Raw genomic sequence first — 22705 nt, 5'->3', positions numbered from 1 at the left:
GCAATCTGTTCTGCAATGGATCCGCTCACGATACCCGCACCCAGTCCAGCGCGAAGGGTGACGTCAGCCACCGAATCGACTACGAGAACAGTACGAATCAGATCATCAAGCGGTGGCTGGGATCTTCTTCATTCACTACTTTGTGGATCACGACTTTTACGAGCGATCGCACCGGCGGCTTCTGGTCGTATGGAGACGGTTCGACAGGAACGGTGACTGAAGGCAGTTTGTCCCGTTGGTGCGTGAACCCTTAACCGCAAAAGCGCATCGAATGCGTTACCGGATACTGGCGATCCTTGCATGTTTCTCTATACCGCTCCTCGCGACCGGCTGCGTTGCGGTCGACGAGCCAAAGGCCACTCCTCTCAACGACTACTTCAGCAGCGACGAGGATAGCCTCGCGATCGTACGTTGTCTGAGCGCTGACGGCTGGGATGCCACCTTCATCGAAGAAGACGGCAGTGTCGAGATGAGAGCGAGTCCGGGGCAAGAGGCAAAACTTGACGCCGCCTTCGCAACATGTATGGAGGATCTGAAGATATCCAAACCCACAGACGTAAGCAGTGCGGACATCGACGTTGCTTACGCATGGTATGAGGAGATCTCCGAGTGTCTAGACAGCTACGAGTGGCCGACGCCCCCAATTCCAAGTCGGCAGAGTTTTCACGATTCATATGACGATTCCGCCTGGTTGCCGTGGAGCGAGATACCCGCGCAAGACCTCCCTAGGGCAGTCGAGCAGTGTCCGGTGATGCAAAGACCTCGCTAGCCGTGGGCTCCACGACTCTGCCGGAACACATCAATCCCAACCAAAGAACCCCTACGGAGGTAAACAGTTGGGCGCAGTGTCGCCGAGCTCGGGTAATCTGAATCAAAAGGATTGGTTTTGTCGTGGATAGTGACAACACTAAGACTTGGCGCGACCAGCCGTCTCTGAATTCCTCGCGTATGTCATCGCTTAGTGACGGCGTGTTCGCAGTTACGATGGTCGCTCTCGGTCTCGGTCTCGCCGTACCAGCGATTGACGAAGATGAACTACTGTGGGCATTAGCAGAAGAGTGGTCCTCTTACGTTGCCTACTTGGTAAGCTTTGTTACGTTGGGTGCGACCTGGATCGGGCATAGCACTTTGACAAACTCCTCGAGTGAGGATCCGTCGCGTCTCGCTCGGCTGAATCTTCTGTTGTTGTTTGTGATCGGTTTGTTGCCATTCTCAACCCGCATTCTCTCCGAGAGTATTGCAACCGGCGCGGACGAGTGGGTGGCAGCCACGCTCTATGGGCTCCTCCTTTGGGCCATCGCTCTAGTGCTACTTGTACTGTGGCGAGTCGCGTTTCGTGGAAACACGCGCGATAGTGAGTTGAGTGGAACGCGGTCGTCCTTGGGTCGGCCGTTAGGTCTTAGCGTGTTGTGCTATCCGCTCCTCATAGTCGCCGGCATTTTTGCCCCATGGGTGGCGATAGTTGGCTATCTGATCATCGGCACTAGTCTCTTGATTCCGTACCGTCGGCTGAAATCCAGACGGGCAGCGCGGGCCATTAACTAGGACCGGAATGAACGAAGTGCAGGACGATGCCGGCTACCTGGTCGGGCGATGGGTCGCTGGCGACACGAGCGGGCCAGCGCCTACGCATATGGCAGGGAAGGGCAGTGCTCGATGTGCGCCTGCGGCGACAATCAGCTCGCCTCACCCAAAATCGGTTGGTCGTGCGGCCGTCATCAGGCAGAGTGACCGGCCCAGCGGTCACAGCGCCCGCAGGTTGGCACGCCTGGGTGTTGTGATTTCTACGTCGTAGCGGACGGCGAACTCGTTCGGGTGTAGCCCCGCTACCGTAGCGAGCTCGTCGAGTGAGAACTCGTGGTCCTCGAGGTGGACCTTCACGAGATCGCGCATCACTGTGGGAGTGTCACGCTCAATGGGCGCCGGCTCGACGGTACGCCATCCGCGTTGCGAGATCTGCACATTGAGGCTGCGGTAGCGGGCCTCGTCGATTACGTCCAGGTCGCGTGCGCGCCGTATCAGCGCCCCCATTGAGACACGCCAAACGAGTTTGAGCTGAGCCGCCCGCTGCAAGCTGATGCCCTTCAGCTGTGTACGGATCTCGGCAGCGGGCATAAGAAATTCGGCCGCGAACTCATCAGCCTCCTTCTCGGCTGTCTCCGGCGCGATCGCGTCACCATGTAGGACAAGATGCGCCAGCTCATGGGCGAGCGTGAACCGTTCGCGGTCGGCTGGTTGAGCGGCGTTGACGAACATCATGTGGGGCGCCCCGTCCAGCGGCGGGATGCTGATCGCGGAGATCTTCTGAGACTCTAGATCGGCGCGAACGATCACAATTCCGGCACGCTCGAGCGTGGCGGCGACGTTGCGGATCGGGCCCATCGGTAGTGCCCACATCGCTCGCACCGCGCGAGCCGCGGCCCCCGGGCCGCCCACTTCCGTTCCGTCCATTACGGGCACTTTGAAGCGGGTGTCGATCTCTACCGACTGGCTGAGGCGAGTGAGTCGCATGCGGGTCAGGTTCACTTGCGCCTGGATGGTGCGCAGGGTCGATTGAGGAAGCGACTGCTGCTTGCGGTGGTAGAAGACGGCGCTGCCGAATCCGTAGACCTGGTCGTTCCACGCGAAGGCGTCCGGTGGATAGTCGAGGGCGTGCGCGATACGGGCGAGTCGATCTGCATCGACGGGCGCGAGTCCGTGCTCGACCTTCGACATCGTCGCCGGCGACACGCCGATCGTCTTGGCGAGCTGGGCGCTCGACAGTCCCCGAGACTCACGCAGAAGCTGGAGCATCTGCGGGTTCATCACTGCGCCTCCGTCTTGCCTTCCTCGGTACGGACGGGCGTGCGCGTGCTTCGCACCGACGGGCCTTCATCGGGCGAATCGATGGGCACGAGCGGCACGGGCCCGGCGGCCATCGTGCCGTCGGCGCGCAGGTCGATCCACCAGGCAAGTTCGCGGCCGTAGCTGCACGCCACAGCAACGACGTCCAGGCCCACGCCGAGCTCGTCAGGGAAGTACCCCACCGTGATATGGGTGACGGTCAGCCCTTCGATGGCTACCTGCTGGTGCAGCATGGCAAGGCGCTGGTAGGTCGGGATGCCCGCCGTAGTGAGTTTGCGCCGGTGGCTGAACTTCTTCACACGGACTTCGATGACGCCATCGCCGAGTGAGACGGTGAGAAAGCCCCGCTTGCGAGAGGTAGGGACGTCCTGCGCGTCGAAATACTCTTCCATCCGCGAGCTGATGTGGTCGTAGACCACGTTGGCGCGGGACGTCTTGCTGGTGAGAGCGAGCGACGGCGCCGCCTGGACATTGCGGTGCCACTCGGCCCAGCCGTCCTCGATACACCCACGAATGGCCTCGAGATGCGGCTCGAGGTGAGGCCGAGCGTCTTCTTCTGACAGCAGGTCATCGATCACGGGACCTAGCCTCCACCCTTAAATTACAATTGTCAATATTTCGCACTAGTTTCGCTGCGAAGGCGGCGGGTATCGCGCCGCGCTGTACCCTCCCAACCTCCGGACGGGGCTCGCCTGAAGCTGCTCGCCTGGGGGAGTGGTAGCCAGCCGGCTCGCTAGGCTCGCCTCGTGGACCCCCCGTTTTGCGCTGTCTGGGTCACGGTTGAGGGGGCGCCTTTCTGACGGCTTTCGGCGTGGTCAACATCTATCTCTCCGGGGTCATGTGCGGACCCAGAATCTCGCTGATCCGGTGTGGATAGAGCGCTCTATTGGCGGGAGTGCCGTCGGCCGTTCCCGCTGAGCTCGCCCCAGTCTGCGGCCGGACCCCCGCCAGGTCCGTTGGAGCTGAGGAATGCGTTGTGCACCCGCGCGCATGCTCCGCGGAGCGTGGTGGACCAGCCCAGCACATCGCTGCGCCAGATCGCCTTGTACCGGATATCGGTGCCGTTCATGACTCGACGCAGCTCGATACGTCCGTACTCGACGCCCGCCGGATCGACCATCCGCCATCCGCCTGTCGGGCCCTCGACAGCGGCCATTATCGGGTGCCACTCGGCCATGGCAGATCCTTCCGTTCGGCCGATGCCGGGGAGGGGCTGAGAACGTGAAAAGACATAATCGCCATTATCAGCGAATGTCCTACCAGCTCGATACAGGTTTAATCATATCTTTGTTCTACACTTCCCGTATGGGGCAGGTGAAGCGGTACGACCTCATCAGCGCCAACCTCGAGCACGCTGCGCAGCGCGACGCGCGCCGCGGCGCGCCGATAGGGCTGAGCGTCGAGCAGGTCGCCGACACCGGCCGGCGGCAGGATGCCCGCGAGGCCGTGCCCGTGTCGGCATGGATGCCGCACCGTGTGGTTTACGACGAGGCGCGGCTCGTCGATGCGGAGGCCATCGCGTGGACCGAGGGCGCGGTGCTCATCCGCTGGACGCCGCCCAACAGCTCGCAACCGCTCACGTGTGGGTATATGCGGCCGCCGTGCGACGACGTTGATCGTTTCCTGCACGGGCGTAGCCTGGGCGCGTGAGTCGGCCGCTGACGTTCGACGAGTACTGTCTGCTGCATGGCATCGAGCCGGCGGGGTACCCGCCAGCGTTCGCTGCCTACCTCAACGAGATCGCCGGCTGGGACGGTGAGGTCGTCCGCGTCGACACCGGCGCCGACGAATTTCTGCCCACGATTAACTAGCTGCGTTGTTATTCGCGCTGATCGTCCGAGACACTGTCGTCTGATGCTGCGGCGAGGTCGGTTCTGATGGCATTGGCGCCGCGTGCGACGATACGAGGATGCGAGTGGGCGTCTATATCGATGGGTTCAACCTCTACTACGGAGCCCGCCGCTTATGTGGTCGTGGAACAACCGGGTGGCGGTGGTTAGATCTTCGCGCCCTGGGACAGAGCCTGCTGACCGGGCCCGGCATCGGCTGGTCGGCAGCGACAATTCACCGGGTGGTGTACTGCACCGCCCGCGTGAGCGGTCGTGACAACCCAGCTGGTCAGCGCGATCAGGACACGTATCTGCGTGCGCTGGTTGCGCACGGGTCCATCGACGAGTTGGCAATGGGAACCTACGTGTCTCGGGTAGCCACGGCGCCGCTCGCTGTGGAAGACCGCAAAAAACGCCCCGTTCTCACTCGCGCAGCGTGGCCAGTTATGGTCCGGGACGCTGCTGGCGGCGATGTGCCGGACGCTACTTTCATGGCATCGATCGCGCGTCGCGAGGAGAAGGGCTCGGACGTGAACGTCGCGTCGCACGTGCTCATTGATGTCCTCGAGGGACACGTCGACGCGGCGATCGTTGTCAGCAACGACAGTGACCTTGCTTTCCCGCTGCAGTACATCCGCGGGCGGGTACCGATGGGTCTCGTCAATCCGACACCCGGATATCCTGCCGGTGCCCTCAACGGCGACGCGAGCGATGGCGTCGGAGGACACTGGTGGCATCAACTCTCCGACGTCGAAGTGAAAGCCGCCCAGCTGCCGGCGACGGTCGGCAGACTGACCATCCCAAGTGGCTGGTAAGCCTAGGAGCCACCGGGTCGCTACCCAGCAGTGCGAACACCGTCCGGATCATCAACGTGACGCGCGCACGCTTACTTGGACAGTTGAATATCTGAATATCCAGGTATCCACTTTCCGTGCTACCCTAAACACATACCGCTCGACCCCTCTGGGGTCGAGTTTTTTTTTGTGCTTCTGAGCGTCTCCAGTCTTGTTGATCGTCACCTTGATCGTCGTCTCGGCGCCTGACCCGTCGCCGGCGAGGAGCCCGAGGCCGTCGCCGATGAGGAGCCCGAGGCTGCACGGCGCTGATTCCTGATCGGACAGCCGCGAGCGGCTGACTGTGCCCGCCCCTACGGGGCTCGTTTTTTGTCGTAGAAGCCTGCGGCATCGTACGGCCGGGAGCGCTCCGCGCAAGCGGCTGCGCCGCCGGCTCCGCCGAGACTTTCGGCACGCGGTCGCACGCTCCCTTATTTCGCGCCGAAACTCTCTCCCCCGCCGCCCTTCGGGTTGCACTCCACCCTCCCGCCCTCCTCGGCACTTCGTGCCTTCTACGGCAAAAACGGAGGGAAGGGCAAGAGATGCACAAGGTCGAGACAGCCGACGAGTTCTTCGGACGTATCCGCACGCGAACCGAAATCAAGAACCTGCTCATCGAGCTCCCGGAGAACCGGCTGGCATTGGCGACGCGAGAAGCGCTAGCGGGGAAGTTTGACCAGCGTAAGCGGGAGGCTCAGGCCGCACGACGTCGCGAGCGGATCGCCGAGCAAGCGCGTCAAGAAGCATTGCGGGTGGACGTGGCCGACGAGGTGCGTGCGATGCTTCCCGCTCCCCGGCTCGGCCCCTGGCGGCGCGCCCGCACTGCACACGCCCGGCAGGCCGCCCGATTCTGGGACCGCGTCGCACACATCGACGTCACCGCCGAGAGGGACGGATACGAGCGCTTCGCAACGAAGAAGAGGCTGGCGCAGGCGGCCCTGGTGATGGCGCGCTTCAAGGCGGCCCCCATCGACCCCATCACATGGGAGGAGTACGCCTCGATCGCCACGAAGGCTCCTCGGGTGATCCGCGAGCAGGCTCGACGGGAAAAGGAACGCCACGCAATCGCACGAGGCAAGATCATCGCTCCCGCAGGGATGACGCTGGACCGTGCCGAGGAAATCGCCCGTCGTGCTCTGGGAATCGCTGACGAAGACAACGGCGAGGAGTGATGCCCGTGAGGGGGAAGGTTCCCCCTCACACTCCCCCACATCGGTTCCTCCCCAACAGCAGCGGTCGGGCACAGTTTGTGGACTCATCCACAACCACCCCAACTGCTCACATGCCGGAGGCAGCTCGGGGTGACGATCGGACAATGAGCCGATTCGAAACCTTCGTCGTCAGCAACCGCCGCGACGCCTACGGCATCCCTCGCACCACCGGATCACTGATCGTCAACCTCGACGAAATCTCGAGCGTCAGCGACGCCACCGTAGACACGACATACCGAGCATCTTTCGACGAGCGCTGCCCAGCCGGGATCTTCGCCGGCGTCCGCGTCTCCCTCCGAAGCGGAGAGACGCACACCCTCATGCTCGGACAGTTCGCCACCACCAAGGAAGCAGACAGCGAAGTTGATGACTTCACGCGCTGGCTCACCGGTATGCCGCTCCTCGTGGACTGATGACTCCGGCAGCTCGAGCACGCCTACGCCATCCGCACGACGTCGGCGATACGGTCCAACCGCAAGCCGGACCACCGGGTCCCGTCATCACAAAGCACGATCGGCAGCTCCGTTCGCCCTAGCTCACCCGCTACCTCTTGCGCGATCTGGGCGGCGTCTTCGCTCTCGTCGACGTCGACCACCACGTAGCCAATTCCAGCCAAATCGAGGGCCCGTTTCGTGAAGATGCATGCTCCGCACCCCACCCGACCCAGAATCGTCACCGCACCCATCGCCCTCGTCCTCCCCATCGTTTTTCTGCCCTTCCCGGGCATTGCGATCAAGAGGCCGGCGGTCGGCGTGAGTGCCGAGCTCGAGGATTACCGGACCGAGCGCAGCGAGGGAGGATATGCCGCAGAGCCGGCACGGCAAGCCGTGGAGCCGGCCTACGATCGTGCGCCCGAGAAGGGAAGAAAACTGCGGCCGCTCCCCCAGTCGGGGCGGCGGCCGCAGCGCGAGCGGCTGGCACCACCGTGCAGCACCAATCGAGAAAGAAACCCCAGGCCCAGGGTTAACGGGCGTGTCTTACCGGTCGTTAACCCTTGCCCAAGGGTTTACTGTTCGCATGGCTCCCCGCAGACGCCCCCGAGGCTCGCTCGTCGACCCGGTGAATCTGGGCTACGAGGTGGAGCGGCCAGCCAAGGAGCGACTGGATCGAGTCGCGGAGATCGCGAACGTGTCATCTGCCGTGATGTTCGAGCACATCATGGCGCACCTGGAGCTGACCGACCAAGGGCTGCCCACAACGTGGCCGGCCAACCCGCGCGATGGGGAGCTGCCTATCGAGACGCCTTAACGACTGAGCCCCCCGCCTGAGGCGAGGGGCTGAAGCCAGTTACGACCCGGTTCAAGTTTGGCGACCGATCCCGGGTCGATATCCCCCAAAGAACCGCCCACAGGGGCGGGGCTTTGTCGTACCCATCCGAGCCACCCGGAAGGGATGCCCCTATGGTAGCCCGTGCACGAAACGCCGGCGATTTTGACGCCGTGCTCGGCGTGTCGGGAGCAGCGCCAGCCCAGGACGCCACCTCCGCTCCTGCACGCGAGCGGATGGGGAGTTGGACCCTCCCCGCACCTGCCGGCGCCTACGGCGCGCTGGTGGCCTGGCCGAGTGCACCCGCTTGGTTCGATGCCGTCATGGACGTTCTGCGGACACCGGACGGCGAGGCCGCGCGTCGGCGCGCCAAAGTCGCACCGGACACGTTGCTGCGGGTAGCGTACGCGGACCGCACCGCCGCAGATCAGCGCACCGGCCGCGGCGTGGCCACCGCGCACGAGACGGTCGCCGCGCAGCTCGGGATGAGCAGCAAGACCGTTCAGCGTGCGCGTCAGTTGCTCGAGGCGATGGGGCTCGCTGTAACCGTCGCTGAAGGGCGCTACCTCACGACGACGGAGAGGCGACAGGCTCGTGCCAAGCATGGGGGCGACCAGGTGCGAGCGGCGTCGACGCGAGCACTCGTTATGCCCGCCGGCTACCGGCCCCCCGTCGACGCCGCAGACGAGAATCTCGGCGCTGTGGAGAATGTCTACCTACCCCCGTCTACGGGGGTTAACAGCTCTTCTCACCTATCAGAAAGATCACCAAGACGCGCGCACGCGCGCGCGTCGAAGGCCGCCGCTCCGCGGCGGCCAGCTAAGACGAAGTCGACAGCGGCCAAAGGCTTGCGAGAGCCTCGCAGTCTCGAGGTTCAACGACTCGCAGCGGGACTCTGCCGCCGGATGCCGTGGCTTGATCGACACGGCCGTCACGTCGGCGGCCTCTGCGACCTGCTCGAGCGGCACGACCTCGTCGGCCGCGGATGGACGGTCGAACGGTTACTGCACGAGGTCGATCGTCGAGCGGTCAAGAGCAAGCTACGCGTTGCCGCGATCGACGACCAACGGGACCCACTCGCCTACTTCGCATGGCTGCTCCGCGCGACGCTGCCGGCAGGTGCGGCCGCACCCCAGTTCGCCGCCGCGGACGAGCGTCGGCGGCGCTCCGAACGGCAGGCCGCGGAACGTACGCAGGAGGCAACGCGACGTGCCGAGCTCGCTGAGGAATCCGCTGCGATCGAGGCGGCGATCGCAGCCATGCATGCGGAGTTTCCGACGCGCCCTAGCCGACGTCGGTAGTTCGTGGGACTATTCACTGAGGGCGAATAGGCAAACGAACGGACATGGCCCGTTTTGCCCTTGTCCCGCCCCCACCACCGCGCGGGCGCGCTTCCCAACCACCCTCGCCCAACGTTCCTTATGTGCAAGGGTGGTTGGGAAGTAAACGGTGCTGGGGGCGGGACAAGGGCAAAGTTGAAAACTGAACTAGTAGTACAAAACTGAAACAAACAACAGAACAGACCTGAGAGCTCTCGAGGACGATGCGGCCGATAGGCCGGGATGACGAAGGCGCGGAGGGTGCAGCGGTGAAGACGAGCGAACGGCAGATCACAGCGGAGACGGCAACGCTGGACGCGAGCAAGCGGCGTTCCGATCGGGGCAGCGCACCGACGGCTGAGGCGACGGCGATCAACGGAAAGGATGTGCTGCGATGCAAATGACCCTGCGTGATGAACGCATGCTCGACTGGCTCCGCGTGGTGCGCCTCGCGGACATGGACGCAGTGCGCTGGGCTCTGGCTGGGCTCGACGAGGACAGCCAGAGCACTGCAAACGAACCGCGTCCTGTGTCGCTGCGCCGTGCCCAGCAGTGGGTGGCTCGATTGGTGGAAGCCGGCCTACTTGACCGTGGCCGGCCCACCTTCCGGGATGGGTCGATCGTCTGGGCAACCTTCCAGGTAACCGGAAAGGCACGCCCAAACTTGTTTAAGCAGACGACGCGCCACGAGGTAGCGGTGGCGAGTACGTCGGCGCGGTTCCTGGCCGGCGGCGCGGAGTGGCGGCGCGATCGAGTTCCGCCGACGAAAGCGGAGCACATGGCGGACGGCGTCGCGGAGCGAGACGGCGTCATCCAGCTCGTCGAAGTCGAGCTGACGGCGAAGACCCTGCTGCGATATCAGGTGATCCTCCCCGATCACGTCCGCCGCATACAGGAGGGCGTCGATCGGGTCGTTTACCTCGGCACCCCGGAGGCCTCGCGGGCTATCGCCCGAGAGGCCGATAAGCTCGTCCACCCCTCTTTGCGATCGAGGATCGTCACGCTGCCGATCCTCGATGAGCGCGGCAGGATCGTTGATGACACGTTCAGGGGTGCCTGGTCCACGCAACCGGACAGCACGCACCTTGCCCCGCCCCCACCACCTCTCCCCGATCAACTCTCAGTGTGGGGAGGGAGGGACTGATGAGCACCAGTCAGGAGCGTCCGGCCCAGCCGGACGCCGCCAGCGACGCTCTCACGAGCGTCATCGGCGCCGTCTTCGGCGCCGTCCTCGTCGCACTCGTGCTCCCCCTCGCAGTCCCGTGGCTCGTGACGCAGATCGCCGGCTACCGGGTCGCGAAGCGGCACGCGTTCTGGATCACACACCGCTGGCACTGGGCAGTGAACACAGTGGGCGTCGTCATCGTCGCGGCCGTCCTGATGCTCGAGGCGTTCCTAGTCGGCCGATGGATCATCGCAGACGGCCCCGCCACGCTCGTCGCCCAGGAGAGCTGGTGGAGCATCGCGTGGGCCGCGCTGTGGCCATGGCTGCTGCTGAACTTCTTCCTGGGCGTGCTGCTGCTCCCGGTCGCGTGGTCGATTCGGCGCCGGCAGCTCGCCGACATGGTGCGTGATCGCACCATCCCCGACGTCGTGACGCAAGAGCGAATCGAAGCGGCACGCAAGCGCGCCGCCGACATCGTCTCGGCACGGAAGGTCGGCATGCGACTGGATCCCGCAACCGGCCAGCTCTCCCCCGCCGCCGGCGGCACGATCCTCACCGCGCCCCACCCCGTCGGCTCCGGCAGGCTCGCCTTCGGCCTCGTGACGCACAACACCGTCCGTACGCTGCGCGATCGCATGATCGACCAGCGACGCGTGCCGGACTGGATCGACGACTCGGGACGCTACGCCGTGCTACCCACCGGAGCCGGCGCCACCCGCGCCTACATCGTCGCGGAAAGCGGCGTGGGAAAGACCGTTCTCATCAACGGCCTGATCCTGCCGGCACTGGATCAGGGCTGGCGGGTGGTGTTCCTCGACGCCAAGGGCGATATCGAGGACGCCGAGAAACTCGCTACGATCGGCCGCGGCCGCGGGCGCTCGGTGCGTGTCGGTGAGCCGTGGAACATGTTCACCGGCTCCACCGAGCAGATCACCACAAAACTCATGAGGCTGATGCCGGCACCAGACGGCGCTAACCAGTACTACCTCGATGAGATCCGTGCCGTGCTGCAGGCGATCCAGGGCACCGGGCCCGTGACCGGCATGCGCGATCTTTTCGGGCGCCTCTCGGCACCGGCCCCGCATGTCTCCAACCAGATGGAGCTCGACGTGCTGACACAGCCCGTCGACAGGATGGGCACCACCAGGATCAGCCGCGTGCAGACGACGCTGCTGACCGCGTTGCGACCGCTCGAGCCCTTCCTATCCTCGAGCGGATGGAGCTACGGTGACGGCGCAGCCGATCTGACCATCGTGCCCCTCTCCCCCGTGGAGGAAGCGCAGGCGCGGCTCGGCGACCTCCTGCTCACCGACCTTCGCGGCTATTTGGCGACCCGGCTTGCGAAAAGGGACAAGTCTCCAATGCTCGTGGTGATCGATGAGTTCCCCCAGCTCGTGACCGGTGCCAGCGACCCAGGCGACAGCGCGGGCATGCTGTTCGAAACGTCGCGCTCGGCCGGCGCCGGCCTGGTGCTCGCAGGCCAGTCGATCGCGGGCCTGTCGAACGACGAGACGCGCCGGCGACGCGCGCTATCCAGCGGCGCCGCTCTCATATTCGGTCGCTCGAAAGACCCCGAGGACGTCGTCAAGTACGCCGGCACTGTGATGCGGATGGAAGCTTCTGGCGCTGCCGCCGGCGACGAGCTGCGATCCGCCCGCGCGCAGCACACCTACGTCGTGCCACCCCAGGACGTCCGCGAGGCCTCACAAGGATCGTTCTGGATCGTGCAGGGCGGCGCGATCGCGCCGTTCCGGTCGTTCCCCTCCCCCAAACCAGTGGCCGATGTCGAGCTCGTCGACGAGGAGGACGAGGACAAGCTGTCCGCCGTCGATGAAGCCCCCGCGAGCCAATAGCGCTCACGTCGCGGGACATTGTGCCGGCGGCCTAGGCGCCGCTAAGGGGCCAGCCGCACGCGGCCGCCCCACCACGCCCTCGCGGGGCGAACGTTCTTGCCGTGGAGCCTGCGGCATCTTACGGGCCTCGTCCTCCGCGCAAGCGGCTGCGCCGCCTACTCCCCCGAGACTTTCGGCACGCGGTCGCAGGCTCCCTTATTCGCACCGAAACTCTCTCCCCCGCCGCCTCCGGGTTGTACTCCGTCCTCTGCCCTGAATGGCACTTTCGCGCCTCCACGGCAAGAAAACGTGAGGGGGAAAGGATCAGGGACGAATGGGTGCAAAGACCACACAACGGGTAACGGTGATCGGTCGTCCGGGCTGCGTGCAGTGCACGGCAACGTATCGAGCGCTTGACGCGAGGCGCATCGAGTGCCGAAGCTCGTCGACGAGCTCCGGGACGGCGCGGGCGGATGAGTTGCGGGCGCTTGGGTTTACGCAGCTGCCCGTGGTGCAGGTCGAAGGTATGCGTCCTGGTCCGGGGTTCCTCGGATCCGCATATGTTGGTTGCCTTCTGTCTTGCTTTCTAGAAAGCAAGACAGAAGGAAAGAAAGCTAGTTAGAACGCTAGAAAGAAAGTAGGATGCGATCATGCAGACGGTCATGGTGTACAGCGAGGCGGGCGGCGTCAAGAAGACGACTACCGCAGTGAGTATTGCGATGGTTGCCGCGGAGGGTGTGACCGAAGATCCGGAGAAGGGAATCGCGGGTGTTGCGCCGAGGCGCGTGGTCCTGATCGATCTCGACCCGCGAGCGGCCACTACGAAGTGGCTGCGCGTCGAGCCCACGGGAGAAGGGCTCCACGTCGGAGCGATCCTCGGAGCAAAGGACGACCCGAGCGGCTGGGCCGAGGATCTTGCGGTACCGAGCAAGTGGAGCCCGAACCTTCGCGTAATCCCGGCAGCCCGCGAGTTGAGCAACCGCGAGAGCGAGCGTGACGACTACGCCGAGCTGCGCTTGAAGACCTCGCTGACCGACCTCGAGGCCGACCTCGTCGTCATCGACTGCGCAAACCGCCAGGGCGGTCCACTGACGCTCTCTGCGCTGCACGCCGCGGAGAGCGTACTGTACGCCGCCACTGCGAGCGATTCAGGCGTGGACGGCGTCACTGGGGCTCAGCGGACGGTGGCCGCGTTCCGACGCCACATGGCGGCGATCGGAGCCCAGGCGGGCATCGACGAGGCCGGCGTGGCGGTAACACGCGACGGCACGGGGTTCATGAGCTTCAGCGAAACCGACGCGATCGAGCAGCTGCGCGAGCTTGCCCCGATCATTCAGCCGATCGTGCCGCATCTATCGATCGTCCCCGAGAGTCGCATGGCGGGGGAGTGGTTCGGCAAATACCGGAAGGGAACGCCCGTGCGCGACAGCTACGCGGCAATCGTGGGAAAGGTGATCCGATGAGCATGCAAGAGCGACCCGCGCGACCTGGACGGACCAAGCCCGTGCCGGCGGCGGATGCCGGCGTAGACCCCATCGACTACCGACCCGGCACGCAGGAATCGGCGCCGAGCACAACACCAACCCCGCCGAGCATCCCTGACGAGGGCAGGGGTGCGCGAAGCGTGCCCGCGGCAGCCTCGACGCCAGCGGCGCCGAGCAGCGCCGGAACGCCGGCGATGAGCGCAGCTGCACCCCGTCGCGAACAGACGGTGCAACTCTCGACACGAGTTAGCCCCGATGTCACCGACATCATCGACAGGGCGGCAGCCGCCACTGGACGTTCAAAGCGTGACCTGGTGGAAGAGGCGATCCGCAACGCCGGGTGGCGCTGAGCCGCAATTGTCACCGCCTCGAGCGGGTCAACCCAGCAACCAGCCCAGGAGGTCGAAGAGGTCGGCCGTCACCTTCTGTCGGTCCACCGAATATTCGACACGCTGGCCTTTTCGGTCGCCCTCGACATTGGTGAGAACGTAGCCGGCGTGTTCAAGATCACGGATCGCGCCGAGGGTCGTCGACACCGTCAGCCCTGTCGCGGCGGTGATATCAGCGCGGGTTGCTGGACCACTGCTGAGCAGTGCGCGGAGCACACTTAGGCGCGTCTCGTTCTGAATCGCCCAATGCGCGGCTGCAGCAGCGCCCGACAGATTGGGCACCGGAGACCGTCGAGGCATACCCGTCATTCTTCCCTACCTCCCACCCACAGCCCGGAATGTCGCGTCCTCGCGGTATCGTGCCGCGTGTTGGAACAACATAACGGTTAATCTGCTAAGTTGCGGAATGTGTGGACAATGATTCCGGGATCGGAGCAATGCCCACATACACTCAGAAGGTCATCCCAGGGGGTGTGCATGGACAACGAGGGACAGTGCCCGCCGCAGCGGCCCGCTGGGGCCGTATTTACGGGCGCTCGACGGGCCGAAAGCTACTTCGAGGAGTGGCCGACGGAACTGGGCGGCGGGGGAGAGCCCGCCGCTTCAGGTGAGATTGTTGGCCTTGTCCCCCGAATGGGGGACAAGAGCGCGAAGGGCGCAGACATGGTGGGTGAAGACGAAAGTGTCATGGAATCCGAGGCGTTACTGCTTCGAGTAAGCCAGCCGGAGCCCGCACCGCCAGCGCCCGTGACGGGTCGCGTGGAGGACGTGCAGCCAGTCATCCCGACAACGGCTGAGCAGCCTCGGCGGTCAGGCTTCGGACTCGGCCGACGTGGACCATCCAAGGCGCAGCTGGCGGCCCAGCAGATCGAAGCCGATCGAACCACTATCCGGCTTGGGTCGTGGTCGCGAAGCGTCGGGGTGCTCCTCGCCAATCCGAAGGGCGGGGTAGGGAAAACCCCGAGCGCCTTGATCCTCGGGGGAGTGATCGCCAGCATTCGCGGCGGGCAGACGTGCGTGTTCGAGGTTACGGACGACCCGGGCGCTCTCGCCGTCCGCGCTGAGGGTCCGGCGCGAGCGGGCATCGCTGAGCTTGTGCGCGATGTCGGTACGATTCGCGGCGCTGGCCAGCTCAGCGGCTACGTGGCGCAGCAGACGTCATACGCCGCGGTAATCGGCACGGTGCACGATCGGGCGGCGTTGAGTCACACCGACGTGCAAAACGTGTCCGATTTGCTCGGATTCTTCTACCCGGTGCGAATCATGGACTCGGGCAATCAGGCCTCCTCGAGCGCGTTCTACGGCGCCGTTGCGTCGGCCGACGTGCTCGTGATCCCTGTGCTCGACGCGGTCGATTCTGTGAATGGTGCGCACCAGCTCGCAAGGTTCCTACACAGGCAGGGCGGCCACGCAGCCGCCCTCGGGCAAAACGCGATCGCGCTGCGCATCGACGACGGTCGACCCGTTGCGCCCGACGTGCGGGCCTACGTGGCCGACGCGCTCGCGTCGGCCGGGATCCGCCAGGTGGTCAATATTCCGTATGACCCGCACATCGCGGAGCGATCGACGATCACCCTCGACCGGCTGCGCAAGCCGACCATCGACGCTTACACCCATGCCGGCGCCGCCGTCATCACTCAGCTGACGAGACGACTGAACCACTAGAGAGGCAACCCCAATGGAAAATCCAATCGACGGGATCATCCCTGACTTCTCCATCTTCGGCGCCGAGTTCACGGAGCTCTGGCAGAAGCTCTTCGCGGGTCTCTGGGGAATCGCGATCGTGCTCGCGATCGTGTTTCTCATCCGCGGCATCGTGGGCATGGCGCAGAGCAGCAGCAGCAACCCGCAGGCCTACAAGGAGGGCCGCACTCAGGCACTGTGGGCCGGGATCTCGCTGGGCGCGCTCGTCGCGCTGGGCGTGATCGTCGGCGCCATCATCGCGGTCTTCGGATAGGTCAAGCATGAGCACGAACAGCAATCGACCCAAACGGCGGCTGTGGCCGTGGCTCGTTGGCGGGGGAGTAGTCGTGCTCGTCGCCGCCATCGTCCTCGGCGTGCTCTACGGGGCTCGAGGTAGCGGAACGCCAGATCCCACACCTGCGGGCGATGCGTCGACGCCGGCTCCCACGGGTACCGGCGTCGATGCGTGTCTAGGCGGGCCAGATCTCACAGCAGATCAGTTGTTCACCGCTCAGCGGGGTGCAGCACACTCGCCTGAGGGCGCGGTGTCATACGCCGCGTCCTTCATCCGGTACGTACTGCAGCTACCGCTGCCCGAAGACCTCGAGCAAGCCGCCAGTTGGAACAGCGATCTAAGCGCTGATTGGTGGAGCAGCTACGTGTCCTCGATGGAATCGTGGACCGGTCCGAACCCGTTCAGCGTTACGACGGTGAACGGGTCTTACGCGGTGCAGAACTATACGCCCGACAGCGCTGTCGTGACGCTCTCGCTCCCGATGGTGGTGGATGGGGCAATCACCAGCCGGACGTTCGTTCCGACTGTCACTCTCGGTCAGACGGTCGCTGGCAATTGGACAGTGACCGGCGTGGACAATTCCGCGGCCGAGGATGCAACGAAGCTCACCGACAGCACGGACTTCACCGGAGGGTGCTGAGCCATGGCTACGCCTACGCCTACGCCTACGCCTACGCCTACGCCAGACGGCGGGTGGAACCCGATCGGCGGTTTGATTGACGGGGCCACCGACGTAATCAACGGTGTCGGCGGTACGGTCGGGTTCTGGTCGGACCCGTTCGGAAACTCGTACAAAGCCGCACGCGATGCCGTCGACGGGCTCACGAAAGACTTCCTCCCCGCCCTGACTGGTGCGACTCTCCCTGACCTCAGCAGCCGTGCTTTTTTGGAGACGTACAAGGTCAGCTTCGCGCTCTCGCTCTTGGTTGCCGTTGTGCTCCTGGTGGTTCAGTTGCTTCGGACAGCGAAGGGAACGCAGTCGGGCAGGGACACGCTGCACGCGATCGGGCTGTATTTCCCCGGTTTCATCCTCGGGGTGATGTTCGGCCCCTTCATTGGCATTCTGATCGTCAACTTCATCCACGCGCTGAGCAACTCACTGTTGGAGTGGGCGTACGGCGGCACCGCGGAACAGCTCGCCATGGACCTCACGCGGGTTCTCCTCGAAGACCCCGCCCTCTTCGCGGGCGGCGTCTACATCGCATGGATGATCGGCTGGGCAATGGCGATCGGGTTGCTGTTCGTGGTGATCCTGTTCGTGGTGCAGCTCGTGACGCTCTATTTCTCGGGCGCTCTGATCCCACTCGCCTCGGTGTGGGTGATCGATCCGGCACGGCGCAGCACGGGGCTGCGCGCAGTGGGCGTATGGGTGGGCATCCTGCTCACCCATCCGCTTCTGTTCTTGTTGCTCGGGCTCGCGTTCCGACTGATCGGCAACACCCTGGACTCGTGGGGGAGCGACGGCTGGAAGAACTTGATCTCGCTGCTCGTCGCCGTCATGGCGATGTGGGCTGCTGCGCTGTCCCCGTTCTTCCTGGTTGGCTATGTCAAGAGCATCAGCGGAGGCGGGGCGCCGTCCGCAACCGGTGGGCCGGCACCGCGGATCGGGTCGCCGTCGCCGGCGCAGCTCCGGCCGTCCCCGTCGCCGCCGACTTCCGTGCCAACTCCTGCAACGTCACCGTCGAACGGACCGGCACAGACGGTTCGCGGTGCAGCCGCACCCGCGGGTCCCACGCTGGGGCAGGCGGCGGCTGCGCGCTCGGGTGCCAGCACATCGCCGGCTGGCAGCGGTCGTGTCGTGACAGCCGGAGCCGGTGGGGCAGCACGCGCGGGCATGGCCGCGCGTGCTGTAGGCGGCGCCGCCGGGGCGGTGGCGACGTCGGCCGTCGCCAAGGGTTACCGGGGTGCGAAAGAGGCCGCAGACACGAGCGTGACGCCCCCGCCGCGTGAGTCGTACGGGAAGGACCGGCTATGAGCGACGATGGACGCTACTACCTGGGCGGTGAGGGCGCACACCGCGGGTTCTTCGGCGGCCGCGTGTCGCGGGAACGCACGATTGGGATCGGCGCCGCCGTCATCGTCACGATGTTTTTGACGCCTGCATTTGGCGCGTGGGTCCTGTTCGCAGGGCTGGCGGTCATCGTGGCGATCTTCATGCTGACGATGAACACCCATCGTGGCAGCATCCTCGAGCGGCGCCGACGCCGGCAGCGCTGGAAGAGCCGCAGGACGGCAGGAACCGATCGGTTCATCCCCTTCGACGGAGCGCGTTGGGACATGCTCACCGACGCGCTAAACCGCACGCGCAAAACGCGCGACAAGGCCGAGAAGCGGGCCCGCGCCGACTGGCAGCGCGAGCTGCTCGCGATGCGAGCCGTTCCCGATGGGGCGGACGGGATGGGCTGGCTGCAGTCCGCTCGAGGAGTGCCTGGCATCGCATGGCACGGACCCTCGGGCGAAGAGCCGTACCTCAGTGTGGCGTTCGCGCTAGGCGGCCAGTTGCGCGGCCTCGAATCGGCATCGACCGTGCGCACCGCTGCTGACGCATTCTCACGCTTCCTCGCCAACCGAGCGCCGGAAGGGTCGCTGCTGCGTGTGCTGCAACCGCTCACGCGGGTCCTCCCGGCCGATTCCGCTCTTCAGGAGTGGTGGCTGATGAACAACCTCGACGAAACGGCGCCGGCCGACGCCATGCGCTCGTACGAGGAAGTTCTGATCAAGACAGGTCAGGGTGCCATGGTGCAGCGCCACTACCTCGTCGGCCGGTGGCCGGTAACGCCGCAATTCGTTGCTGCGGCTCGCAGGTATGGCCCCGATCGGGATGGGTGGAGGGCGCTCATGGCCGTCGAGATTGAGTCCGTCGTGCGAGGACTCACCGAGGCCCGGATGGGCACGGTCGAGCCGCTCACGGCTCGGGGTGTGACGGCGGTCATCCGCCACATGCAGAACCCCTCTCGCCCGGTCGACTACATGGCCGGTCTGACCCCGATGGACTTGGGCGAGCCGAGTCACGACGAGTTCTCGGCGCACATCGTCGACAGCGTCGACCCCGAGACGGGTCAGCCGGTGCAGTGGTGGCACCGCACCGCAGCGATCCACGCCGAAGACATGGCGGTTGCAGAGCGTACGCCGCTCTGGCTTGTCGATGCGCTCGTGGGCCGCGAACTGGATATCGTTCGCACCCTGTCGTTCCAGATCGAGCTCGTGCCCGCGGCCGAGGCAAAGCAGGCCGCGAAGGGCGACGTCGTCAAGGACATGGCCGATCAGCTCTCGGAGACATCGAACGGGCAGATCGGCAACGACGAGACGAGCACCCGAGTCATCGCGGCGCTACGTCGCCGCGCGGACCTTTCGGCCGGCTCGCACCACCATGGCGCGAACTGGATCGGGTTTGTGACGGTCACTGCACCCGACCGGGAAGAGCTCGCCGGAGCATGCCGGCGGCTCGCGGAAGTCTGCGAAACCAATCTCGGCATCGAACGGCTCGACTGGCTGGACTCGTACCAATCCGCAGCCAGCGGCACCACTTGGCCCATCGCGCGAGGCCTCGAGCGCCGCAAAGCGTCGTTCAGCGCCGCCGCGATGAACGTCCTAGCCGGCCGCGGAGAGAAGGAGGCGATCGCGTGAGTGAGTCGAACTTGACCCGGCGGCAGCAGCAAGCTGCCGTCGACGAGAACCCCGCCCGCGAGGTATCACCATATGAGCTGCCTGGCTCGCAGCTGCGCGGCTCCTATCGCGCAGCTCGTCGAGGTCTGTACGCCCCGAAGCTGACCGGCGCACCGTCGACGACTCGTCAAGCAGCCGTGCTGAACACGGCACTGATTGGACAGCCGACCGGCACGCAGGGCATAGCCAACGGCCGCGACCAGCTCTCGCACACACTCATCGCGCACGACCCGGTCACCGCCTACAACGCGCGCCCGCGGCTCGTCTCGAGCCCTAACACCGTCGTCGCCGGCGGGGTCGGCGGCGGCAAATCGAGCTTCGTCAAGACGGTCTGTGTAGGTCGGCCGCTGCTGCTGAAGCACCGGCGCGCCGTGGTGTTCGACAAGAAGCCCCAGGGCGAGGAAGGCGAGTACGCAGCGATCGCGCGCGCGTATGGCGCAGATCCGCTCCGATTCACCGTCGACGGATCCAGCTCGACGAGGCTGAATCTGCTCGACCCGCTCATCGTGCGCAACGGTGCCGGCGCCGCCGGTACCTACCGCCTACTGCACACCATCGTGCGTATCGCCCGCGAAAACGCCCGTCTGACCGACTGGGAAGAAGAGTCGGTCCGGGCAGCGCTCACCCTGACTCTCGCTCAGTTCGAGGACGGCCGGACGCCGACGATGAGTGATGTGCTGCCGTTCCTTGGCAGGATCCCCAACGACTCGAAGTATGACGATCTCGCACCCTCCGCGCGTGACCTCCTGCACCACGCCGGCCTCGGCGTGCGGTGGACGCTCACCGGCCTCCTCGAGGAGTACGCCGGTCTGCTCGACGGTGAAACGTCCGAGACGGTCGACCTGACCGGCAAGCTCACGAGCTTTGACATCTCGCAGCTCCCCAACGACGGCCCCGCCGTGAACGTCGTGCGCGCGATCGGCAACGAGTGGATGATGGGCCGGCTGCGCGGGGAACGGGGTTGGGCGACCACCGTGGTTTACGAGGAAGGGTGGGACATGGTTGATGGTCCCACCGCGCACCTGCTCAAGAGCAACCAGAAGCTCTCCCGCGCGCTGGGCCTGTCGAACGTGTTCGTCTTCCATAAGGGCAAGGACATTGCACCCGACTCGCCCGGACAGACGGTCATCAGCGAGGCGCAGTCGATCTACATGTTCCGGCAGGACAGGCCCGAGGATGCCGCCTGGGCGGTCCGCACGTTCGACTTCGAACCGAGCACGGCAGATGTGCTGCAGCGGCTCGCGCCCGGTCACTTCGTGTTCAAGTACGGCTCGCAGCCAGAGGTGGAGGTGCAGCACGTTCGCTCCGAGTGGGAGCGGGAACTGACCGACACCGACGACGCGATGCAGGTCACCGCGGAGGACGCCGGGTGAAGATCCTCAGCGGCGTCGCGGTGGGCGCTGCGGCTGTCGTGCTGGCAGGGACCACGTTCCTGCTCGGCTCGGTCGGCACGCAGGGCCCGAACTGCGGCGCCGCGTCCGCGGCAGCCGTGCAGGCGCGAACTGTCGCCGGTTATAGCGGCGATCAGCTCATGAACGCCGCAGCCATCATGAACGCTGCAACCGCGCTCGGGCTTGACGCCCGTGCGCAGCTGCTCGGCGTCATGGCTGCGATGGGGGAGTCGGGGCTACGGAACATCACCTATGGCGACTACGAGACCAGCGGCGTCACGAACCCGGACGGATCCCGCACGACGTCGATCGGCCTGTTCCAGCAGCAAGACTCATGGGGGAGTCAAGACGACCGGCTGAACCCGTCGACGGCTGCGACGCTCTTCTACCAGCGCCTCGTTAGCGTCGACGATTGGGAGCGTCTGCCGGCATCCGAAGCGATCCACCGGGTGCAGATCAACAGCAACCCGAACCACTACGCCAAGTGGGAGAAGCCCGCGCAGGAAGTCACCGCGGCGCTGACGGTCGCGTGTACGACCGGCAACTATGCGGCCGCCAACGGCACCGCACCGGGTGCCTGGGGCGGTCACGACAACGGCCGCATTCCACAGGCACAGCTCGCACCTATCCCGTGGTCGGATCTCGGCCCGCTCTACCTCCGGCCCGACGCCGCCGCCGCCCTCGCAGCACTCAACGACGCGTTCGAAGCTGAGTTCGGCTACAACCTCCCGATCAACGACGCATACCGGGACTACGAGGGCCAAGTCGACGCGCAGCAGTACTGGTGCGCCCGTCGTGCCTGTCAGAACGCCGCCGACCCGGGAATGTCCAACCATGGGTGGGCGCTGGCGGTCGATATCGGCACCCAGAGCCACGCCACGATCGGGTATGACTCGGCCACCTACCGGTGGCTGAAGGCCAATGCAGGGCGGTTCGGGTGGGTCCATCCAGACTGGGCGGAGCCCGGTGGCAGCGGCCCTGATGAAGCCTGGCACTGGGAGTTCTACGGCCTAGCCACCCCTACCTAAGGAGACGATCATGCTTGTCCAGATCCCTACAGCCAGCGATAGCAGCACTCTCCGCTGGGTCAACACTGCACACATCACCACCGTCACCGCTTGGGTCGACGAGCGGCCTCCGAGTTCCTTCCAGGCTGGCCTAGAGATGCGCGTCCTGCCCGCCGACTTCTCTCTAGAGGTTGACCTAGGGACGCACCCAACGGTTGAGGCCGCCCAGGCGGCCGCACGTACGTTCGTTGCCGATTACCTGTTGCTGGGGTAATGGCACCGGAGCGCCGGCATCCCGGATGACGCAGCTCGATTTGGCCAGCTACCTGATGGGCGCGGCGAGCTCGCTTGCAGCGCTCGGGCTCTACATTGGGGACTGCTGCACGGATCGGTGACAGGTTGTAGTCACGCCGCCAGTGCGACGGTCGTGTTCATGATGGTCTCGAACTCGATGGGGGTCAAACGGCCCAGGCGGCGCTGACGCCGCCGTC

General features: G+C 65.3%; 25 protein-coding genes. 20 read left to right on the top strand and 5 right to left on the bottom strand.

Translation table 11 applies throughout. The features are described from left to right. Window positions 1-271: 271 nt before the first annotated feature. Together IM767_RS20160 and IM767_RS21250 are read left to right on the top strand one after the other, a co-directional pair. Entirely contained in the window at window positions 272-769 is a 498-nt protein-coding gene (locus tag IM767_RS20160; protein WP_162564421.1) for a hypothetical protein, read from the top strand. A 179-nt stretch (window positions 770-948) separates the two neighbouring features. Continuing rightward, on the top strand, window positions 949-1545 hold the full coding sequence (locus tag IM767_RS21250; RefSeq protein ID WP_109212268.1) for a TMEM175 family protein: 597 nt from the start codon (window positions 949-951) through the stop codon (window positions 1543-1545). Between the two features lie 198 nt (window positions 1546-1743). On the opposite strand, the gene IM767_RS20150 is transcribed toward IM767_RS21250, so the two are convergent. The 3 genes from IM767_RS20150 to IM767_RS20140 form a co-directional block, all read right to left on the bottom strand. Next, the gene (locus IM767_RS20150) at window positions 1744-2805 is read right to left on the bottom strand and encodes a helix-turn-helix domain-containing protein (RefSeq protein WP_109212267.1); all 1062 of its coding nucleotides are present in this window, start codon (window positions 2803-2805) and stop codon (window positions 1744-1746) included. Beyond that, the gene (locus tag IM767_RS20145; protein WP_109212266.1) at window positions 2805-3422 is read right to left on the bottom strand and encodes a hypothetical protein; all 618 of its coding nucleotides are present in this window, start codon (window positions 3420-3422) and stop codon (window positions 2805-2807) included. The genes IM767_RS20150 and IM767_RS20145 overlap by 1 nt, the downstream gene beginning before the upstream one ends. 305 nt (window positions 3423-3727) lie before the next feature. After that, window positions 3728-4021: a hypothetical protein gene (locus IM767_RS20140; protein ID WP_109212265.1), complete on the bottom strand. Its 294-nt coding sequence runs from the start codon at window positions 4019-4021 to the stop codon at window positions 3728-3730. Between the two features lie 128 nt (window positions 4022-4149). Between IM767_RS20140 and IM767_RS20135 the strand changes: the two genes are divergently transcribed. From IM767_RS20135 to IM767_RS20115, 5 genes are all read left to right on the top strand, one after another. After that, window positions 4150-4494 (top strand): hypothetical protein, encoded by a 345-nt coding sequence (locus IM767_RS20135; protein WP_162564419.1) that lies wholly within the window; start codon window positions 4150-4152, stop codon window positions 4492-4494. Beyond that, window positions 4491-4655, top strand: coding sequence for a hypothetical protein (locus IM767_RS20130; protein ID WP_162564418.1), 165 nt, complete (start codon window positions 4491-4493; stop codon window positions 4653-4655). The genes IM767_RS20135 and IM767_RS20130 overlap by 4 nt, the downstream gene beginning before the upstream one ends. Window positions 4656-4753: 98 nt before the next feature. Further along, window positions 4754-5488, top strand: coding sequence for an NYN domain-containing protein (locus IM767_RS20125; protein ID WP_109212263.1), 735 nt, complete (start codon window positions 4754-4756; stop codon window positions 5486-5488). A gap of 560 nt (window positions 5489-6048) precedes the next feature. Then, window positions 6049-6678, top strand: a complete 630-nt coding sequence (locus tag IM767_RS20120) for a hypothetical protein (RefSeq protein WP_162564417.1) — start codon at window positions 6049-6051, stop codon at window positions 6676-6678. Between the two features lie 143 nt (window positions 6679-6821). Further along, complete coding sequence (locus IM767_RS20115; RefSeq protein WP_109212260.1) at window positions 6822-7130, top strand: hypothetical protein; 309 nt, start codon at window positions 6822-6824, stop codon at window positions 7128-7130. 23 nt (window positions 7131-7153) lie between these two features. Here IM767_RS20115 and IM767_RS20110 read toward each other — a convergent pair whose 3' ends face one another. Then, window positions 7154-7402: a glutaredoxin family protein gene (locus tag IM767_RS20110; protein WP_162564416.1), complete on the bottom strand. Its 249-nt coding sequence runs from the start codon at window positions 7400-7402 to the stop codon at window positions 7154-7156. Window positions 7403-7734: 332 nt separating this feature from the next. On the opposite strand from IM767_RS20110, the gene IM767_RS20105 reads away from it, so the two are divergent. From IM767_RS20105 to IM767_RS20085, 6 genes are all read left to right on the top strand, one after another. After that, complete coding sequence (locus IM767_RS20105; RefSeq protein WP_109212258.1) at window positions 7735-7965, top strand: hypothetical protein; 231 nt, start codon at window positions 7735-7737, stop codon at window positions 7963-7965. Between the two features lie 152 nt (window positions 7966-8117). After that, the gene (locus tag IM767_RS20100) at window positions 8118-9284 is read left to right on the top strand and encodes a hypothetical protein (RefSeq protein WP_162564415.1); all 1167 of its coding nucleotides are present in this window, start codon (window positions 8118-8120) and stop codon (window positions 9282-9284) included. A 412-nt stretch (window positions 9285-9696) separates the two neighbouring features. Next, window positions 9697-10446, top strand: a complete 750-nt coding sequence (locus IM767_RS20095) for a hypothetical protein (protein WP_109212256.1) — start codon at window positions 9697-9699, stop codon at window positions 10444-10446. Further along, window positions 10446-12320, top strand: a complete 1875-nt coding sequence (locus tag IM767_RS20090) for a type IV secretory system conjugative DNA transfer family protein (protein WP_109212255.1) — start codon at window positions 10446-10448, stop codon at window positions 12318-12320. Before IM767_RS20095 ends, IM767_RS20090 begins: the two co-directional genes overlap by 1 nt. Before the next feature lie 313 nt (window positions 12321-12633). Then, window positions 12634-12921: a glutaredoxin domain-containing protein gene (locus tag IM767_RS21210; RefSeq protein WP_109212254.1), complete on the top strand. Its 288-nt coding sequence runs from the start codon at window positions 12634-12636 to the stop codon at window positions 12919-12921. Between the two features lie 28 nt (window positions 12922-12949). Beyond that, on the top strand, window positions 12950-13762 hold the full coding sequence (locus IM767_RS20085) for a ParA family protein (protein WP_109212253.1): 813 nt from the start codon (window positions 12950-12952) through the stop codon (window positions 13760-13762). Window positions 13763-14160: 398 nt separating this feature from the next. On the opposite strand, the gene IM767_RS20075 is transcribed toward IM767_RS20085, so the two are convergent. Continuing rightward, a complete protein-coding gene (locus tag IM767_RS20075) occupies window positions 14161-14454 on the bottom strand; it encodes an ArsR/SmtB family transcription factor (RefSeq protein ID WP_162564414.1) in 294 nt (97 codons plus the stop codon). Window positions 14455-14835: 381 nt separating this feature from the next. On the opposite strand from IM767_RS20075, the gene IM767_RS20070 reads away from it, so the two are divergent. Genes IM767_RS20070 through IM767_RS20040 form a run of 7 tightly spaced genes read left to right on the top strand, consistent with a single transcriptional unit; the run spans window position 14836 to window position 22235 of the window. Further along, complete coding sequence (locus IM767_RS20070; RefSeq protein WP_162564413.1) at window positions 14836-15837, top strand: MinD/ParA family ATP-binding protein; 1002 nt, start codon at window positions 14836-14838, stop codon at window positions 15835-15837. 13 nt (window positions 15838-15850) lie between these two features. Beyond that, window positions 15851-16129 (top strand): hypothetical protein, encoded by a 279-nt coding sequence (locus IM767_RS20065; RefSeq protein ID WP_109212249.1) that lies wholly within the window; start codon window positions 15851-15853, stop codon window positions 16127-16129. Window positions 16130-16136: 7 nt separating this feature from the next. Next, window positions 16137-16790 carry a hypothetical protein gene (locus IM767_RS20060; protein ID WP_162564412.1) on the top strand — a complete coding sequence of 218 codons (654 nt, stop codon included), beginning with the start codon at window positions 16137-16139 and terminating at the stop codon, window positions 16788-16790. Between the two features lie 3 nt (window positions 16791-16793). Next, on the top strand, window positions 16794-18125 hold the full coding sequence (locus IM767_RS20055) for a hypothetical protein (protein ID WP_162564411.1): 1332 nt from the start codon (window positions 16794-16796) through the stop codon (window positions 18123-18125). Then, window positions 18122-19777 carry a hypothetical protein gene (locus tag IM767_RS20050; RefSeq protein WP_109212246.1) on the top strand — a complete coding sequence of 552 codons (1656 nt, stop codon included), beginning with the start codon at window positions 18122-18124 and terminating at the stop codon, window positions 19775-19777. Before IM767_RS20055 ends, IM767_RS20050 begins: the two co-directional genes overlap by 4 nt. Beyond that, a complete protein-coding gene (locus tag IM767_RS20045; RefSeq protein WP_162564410.1) occupies window positions 19774-21189 on the top strand; it encodes an ATP/GTP-binding protein in 1416 nt (471 codons plus the stop codon). Before IM767_RS20050 ends, IM767_RS20045 begins: the two co-directional genes overlap by 4 nt. Then, a complete protein-coding gene (locus IM767_RS20040) occupies window positions 21186-22235 on the top strand; it encodes a M15 family metallopeptidase (RefSeq protein ID WP_194398963.1) in 1050 nt (349 codons plus the stop codon). The genes IM767_RS20045 and IM767_RS20040 overlap by 4 nt, the downstream gene beginning before the upstream one ends. Window positions 22236-22705 lie beyond the last annotated feature (470 nt).

This window comes from Microbacterium ureisolvens (assembly GCF_015278315.1).
GTDB classification, from domain to species: domain Bacteria; phylum Actinomycetota; class Actinomycetes; order Actinomycetales; family Microbacteriaceae; genus Microbacterium; species Microbacterium ureisolvens.
This window is presented reverse-complemented; position numbering and strand designations above follow the sequence as displayed.

Excerpts from the sequence above, each read along its gene's own strand:
- IM767_RS20160 (WP_162564421.1), top strand. The coding sequence starts at position 272 with ATGCGTTACCGGATACTGGCGATCCTTGCATGTTTCTCTATACCGCTC.
- IM767_RS21250 (WP_109212268.1), top strand. The coding sequence starts at position 949 with ATGTCATCGCTTAGTGACGGCGTGTTCGCAGTTACGATGGTCGCTCTC.
- IM767_RS20150 (WP_109212267.1), bottom strand. The coding sequence starts at position 2,805 with ATGAACCCGCAGATGCTCCAGCTTCTGCGTGAGTCTCGGGGACTGTCG.
- IM767_RS20140 (WP_109212265.1), bottom strand. The coding sequence starts at position 4,021 with ATGGCCGAGTGGCACCCGATAATGGCCGCTGTCGAGGGCCCGACAGGC.
- IM767_RS20135 (WP_162564419.1), top strand. The coding sequence starts at position 4,150 with ATGGGGCAGGTGAAGCGGTACGACCTCATCAGCGCCAACCTCGAGCAC.
- IM767_RS20125 (WP_109212263.1), top strand. The coding sequence starts at position 4,754 with ATGCGAGTGGGCGTCTATATCGATGGGTTCAACCTCTACTACGGAGCC.
- IM767_RS20120 (WP_162564417.1), top strand. The coding sequence starts at position 6,049 with ATGCACAAGGTCGAGACAGCCGACGAGTTCTTCGGACGTATCCGCACG.
- IM767_RS20115 (WP_109212260.1), top strand. The coding sequence starts at position 6,822 with ATGAGCCGATTCGAAACCTTCGTCGTCAGCAACCGCCGCGACGCCTAC.
- IM767_RS20110 (WP_162564416.1), bottom strand. The coding sequence starts at position 7,402 with ATGGGTGCGGTGACGATTCTGGGTCGGGTGGGGTGCGGAGCATGCATC.
- IM767_RS20105 (WP_109212258.1), top strand. The coding sequence starts at position 7,735 with ATGGCTCCCCGCAGACGCCCCCGAGGCTCGCTCGTCGACCCGGTGAAT.
- IM767_RS20100 (WP_162564415.1), top strand. The coding sequence starts at position 8,118 with ATGGTAGCCCGTGCACGAAACGCCGGCGATTTTGACGCCGTGCTCGGC.
- IM767_RS20095 (WP_109212256.1), top strand. The coding sequence starts at position 9,697 with ATGCAAATGACCCTGCGTGATGAACGCATGCTCGACTGGCTCCGCGTG.
- IM767_RS20090 (WP_109212255.1), top strand. The coding sequence starts at position 10,446 with ATGAGCACCAGTCAGGAGCGTCCGGCCCAGCCGGACGCCGCCAGCGAC.
- IM767_RS21210 (WP_109212254.1), top strand. The coding sequence starts at position 12,634 with ATGGGTGCAAAGACCACACAACGGGTAACGGTGATCGGTCGTCCGGGC.
- IM767_RS20085 (WP_109212253.1), top strand. The coding sequence starts at position 12,950 with ATGCAGACGGTCATGGTGTACAGCGAGGCGGGCGGCGTCAAGAAGACG.
- IM767_RS20070 (WP_162564413.1), top strand. The coding sequence starts at position 14,836 with ATGGTGGGTGAAGACGAAAGTGTCATGGAATCCGAGGCGTTACTGCTT.
- IM767_RS20065 (WP_109212249.1), top strand. The coding sequence starts at position 15,851 with ATGGAAAATCCAATCGACGGGATCATCCCTGACTTCTCCATCTTCGGC.
- IM767_RS20060 (WP_162564412.1), top strand. The coding sequence starts at position 16,137 with ATGAGCACGAACAGCAATCGACCCAAACGGCGGCTGTGGCCGTGGCTC.
- IM767_RS20055 (WP_162564411.1), top strand. The coding sequence starts at position 16,794 with ATGGCTACGCCTACGCCTACGCCTACGCCTACGCCTACGCCAGACGGC.
- IM767_RS20050 (WP_109212246.1), top strand. The coding sequence starts at position 18,122 with ATGAGCGACGATGGACGCTACTACCTGGGCGGTGAGGGCGCACACCGC.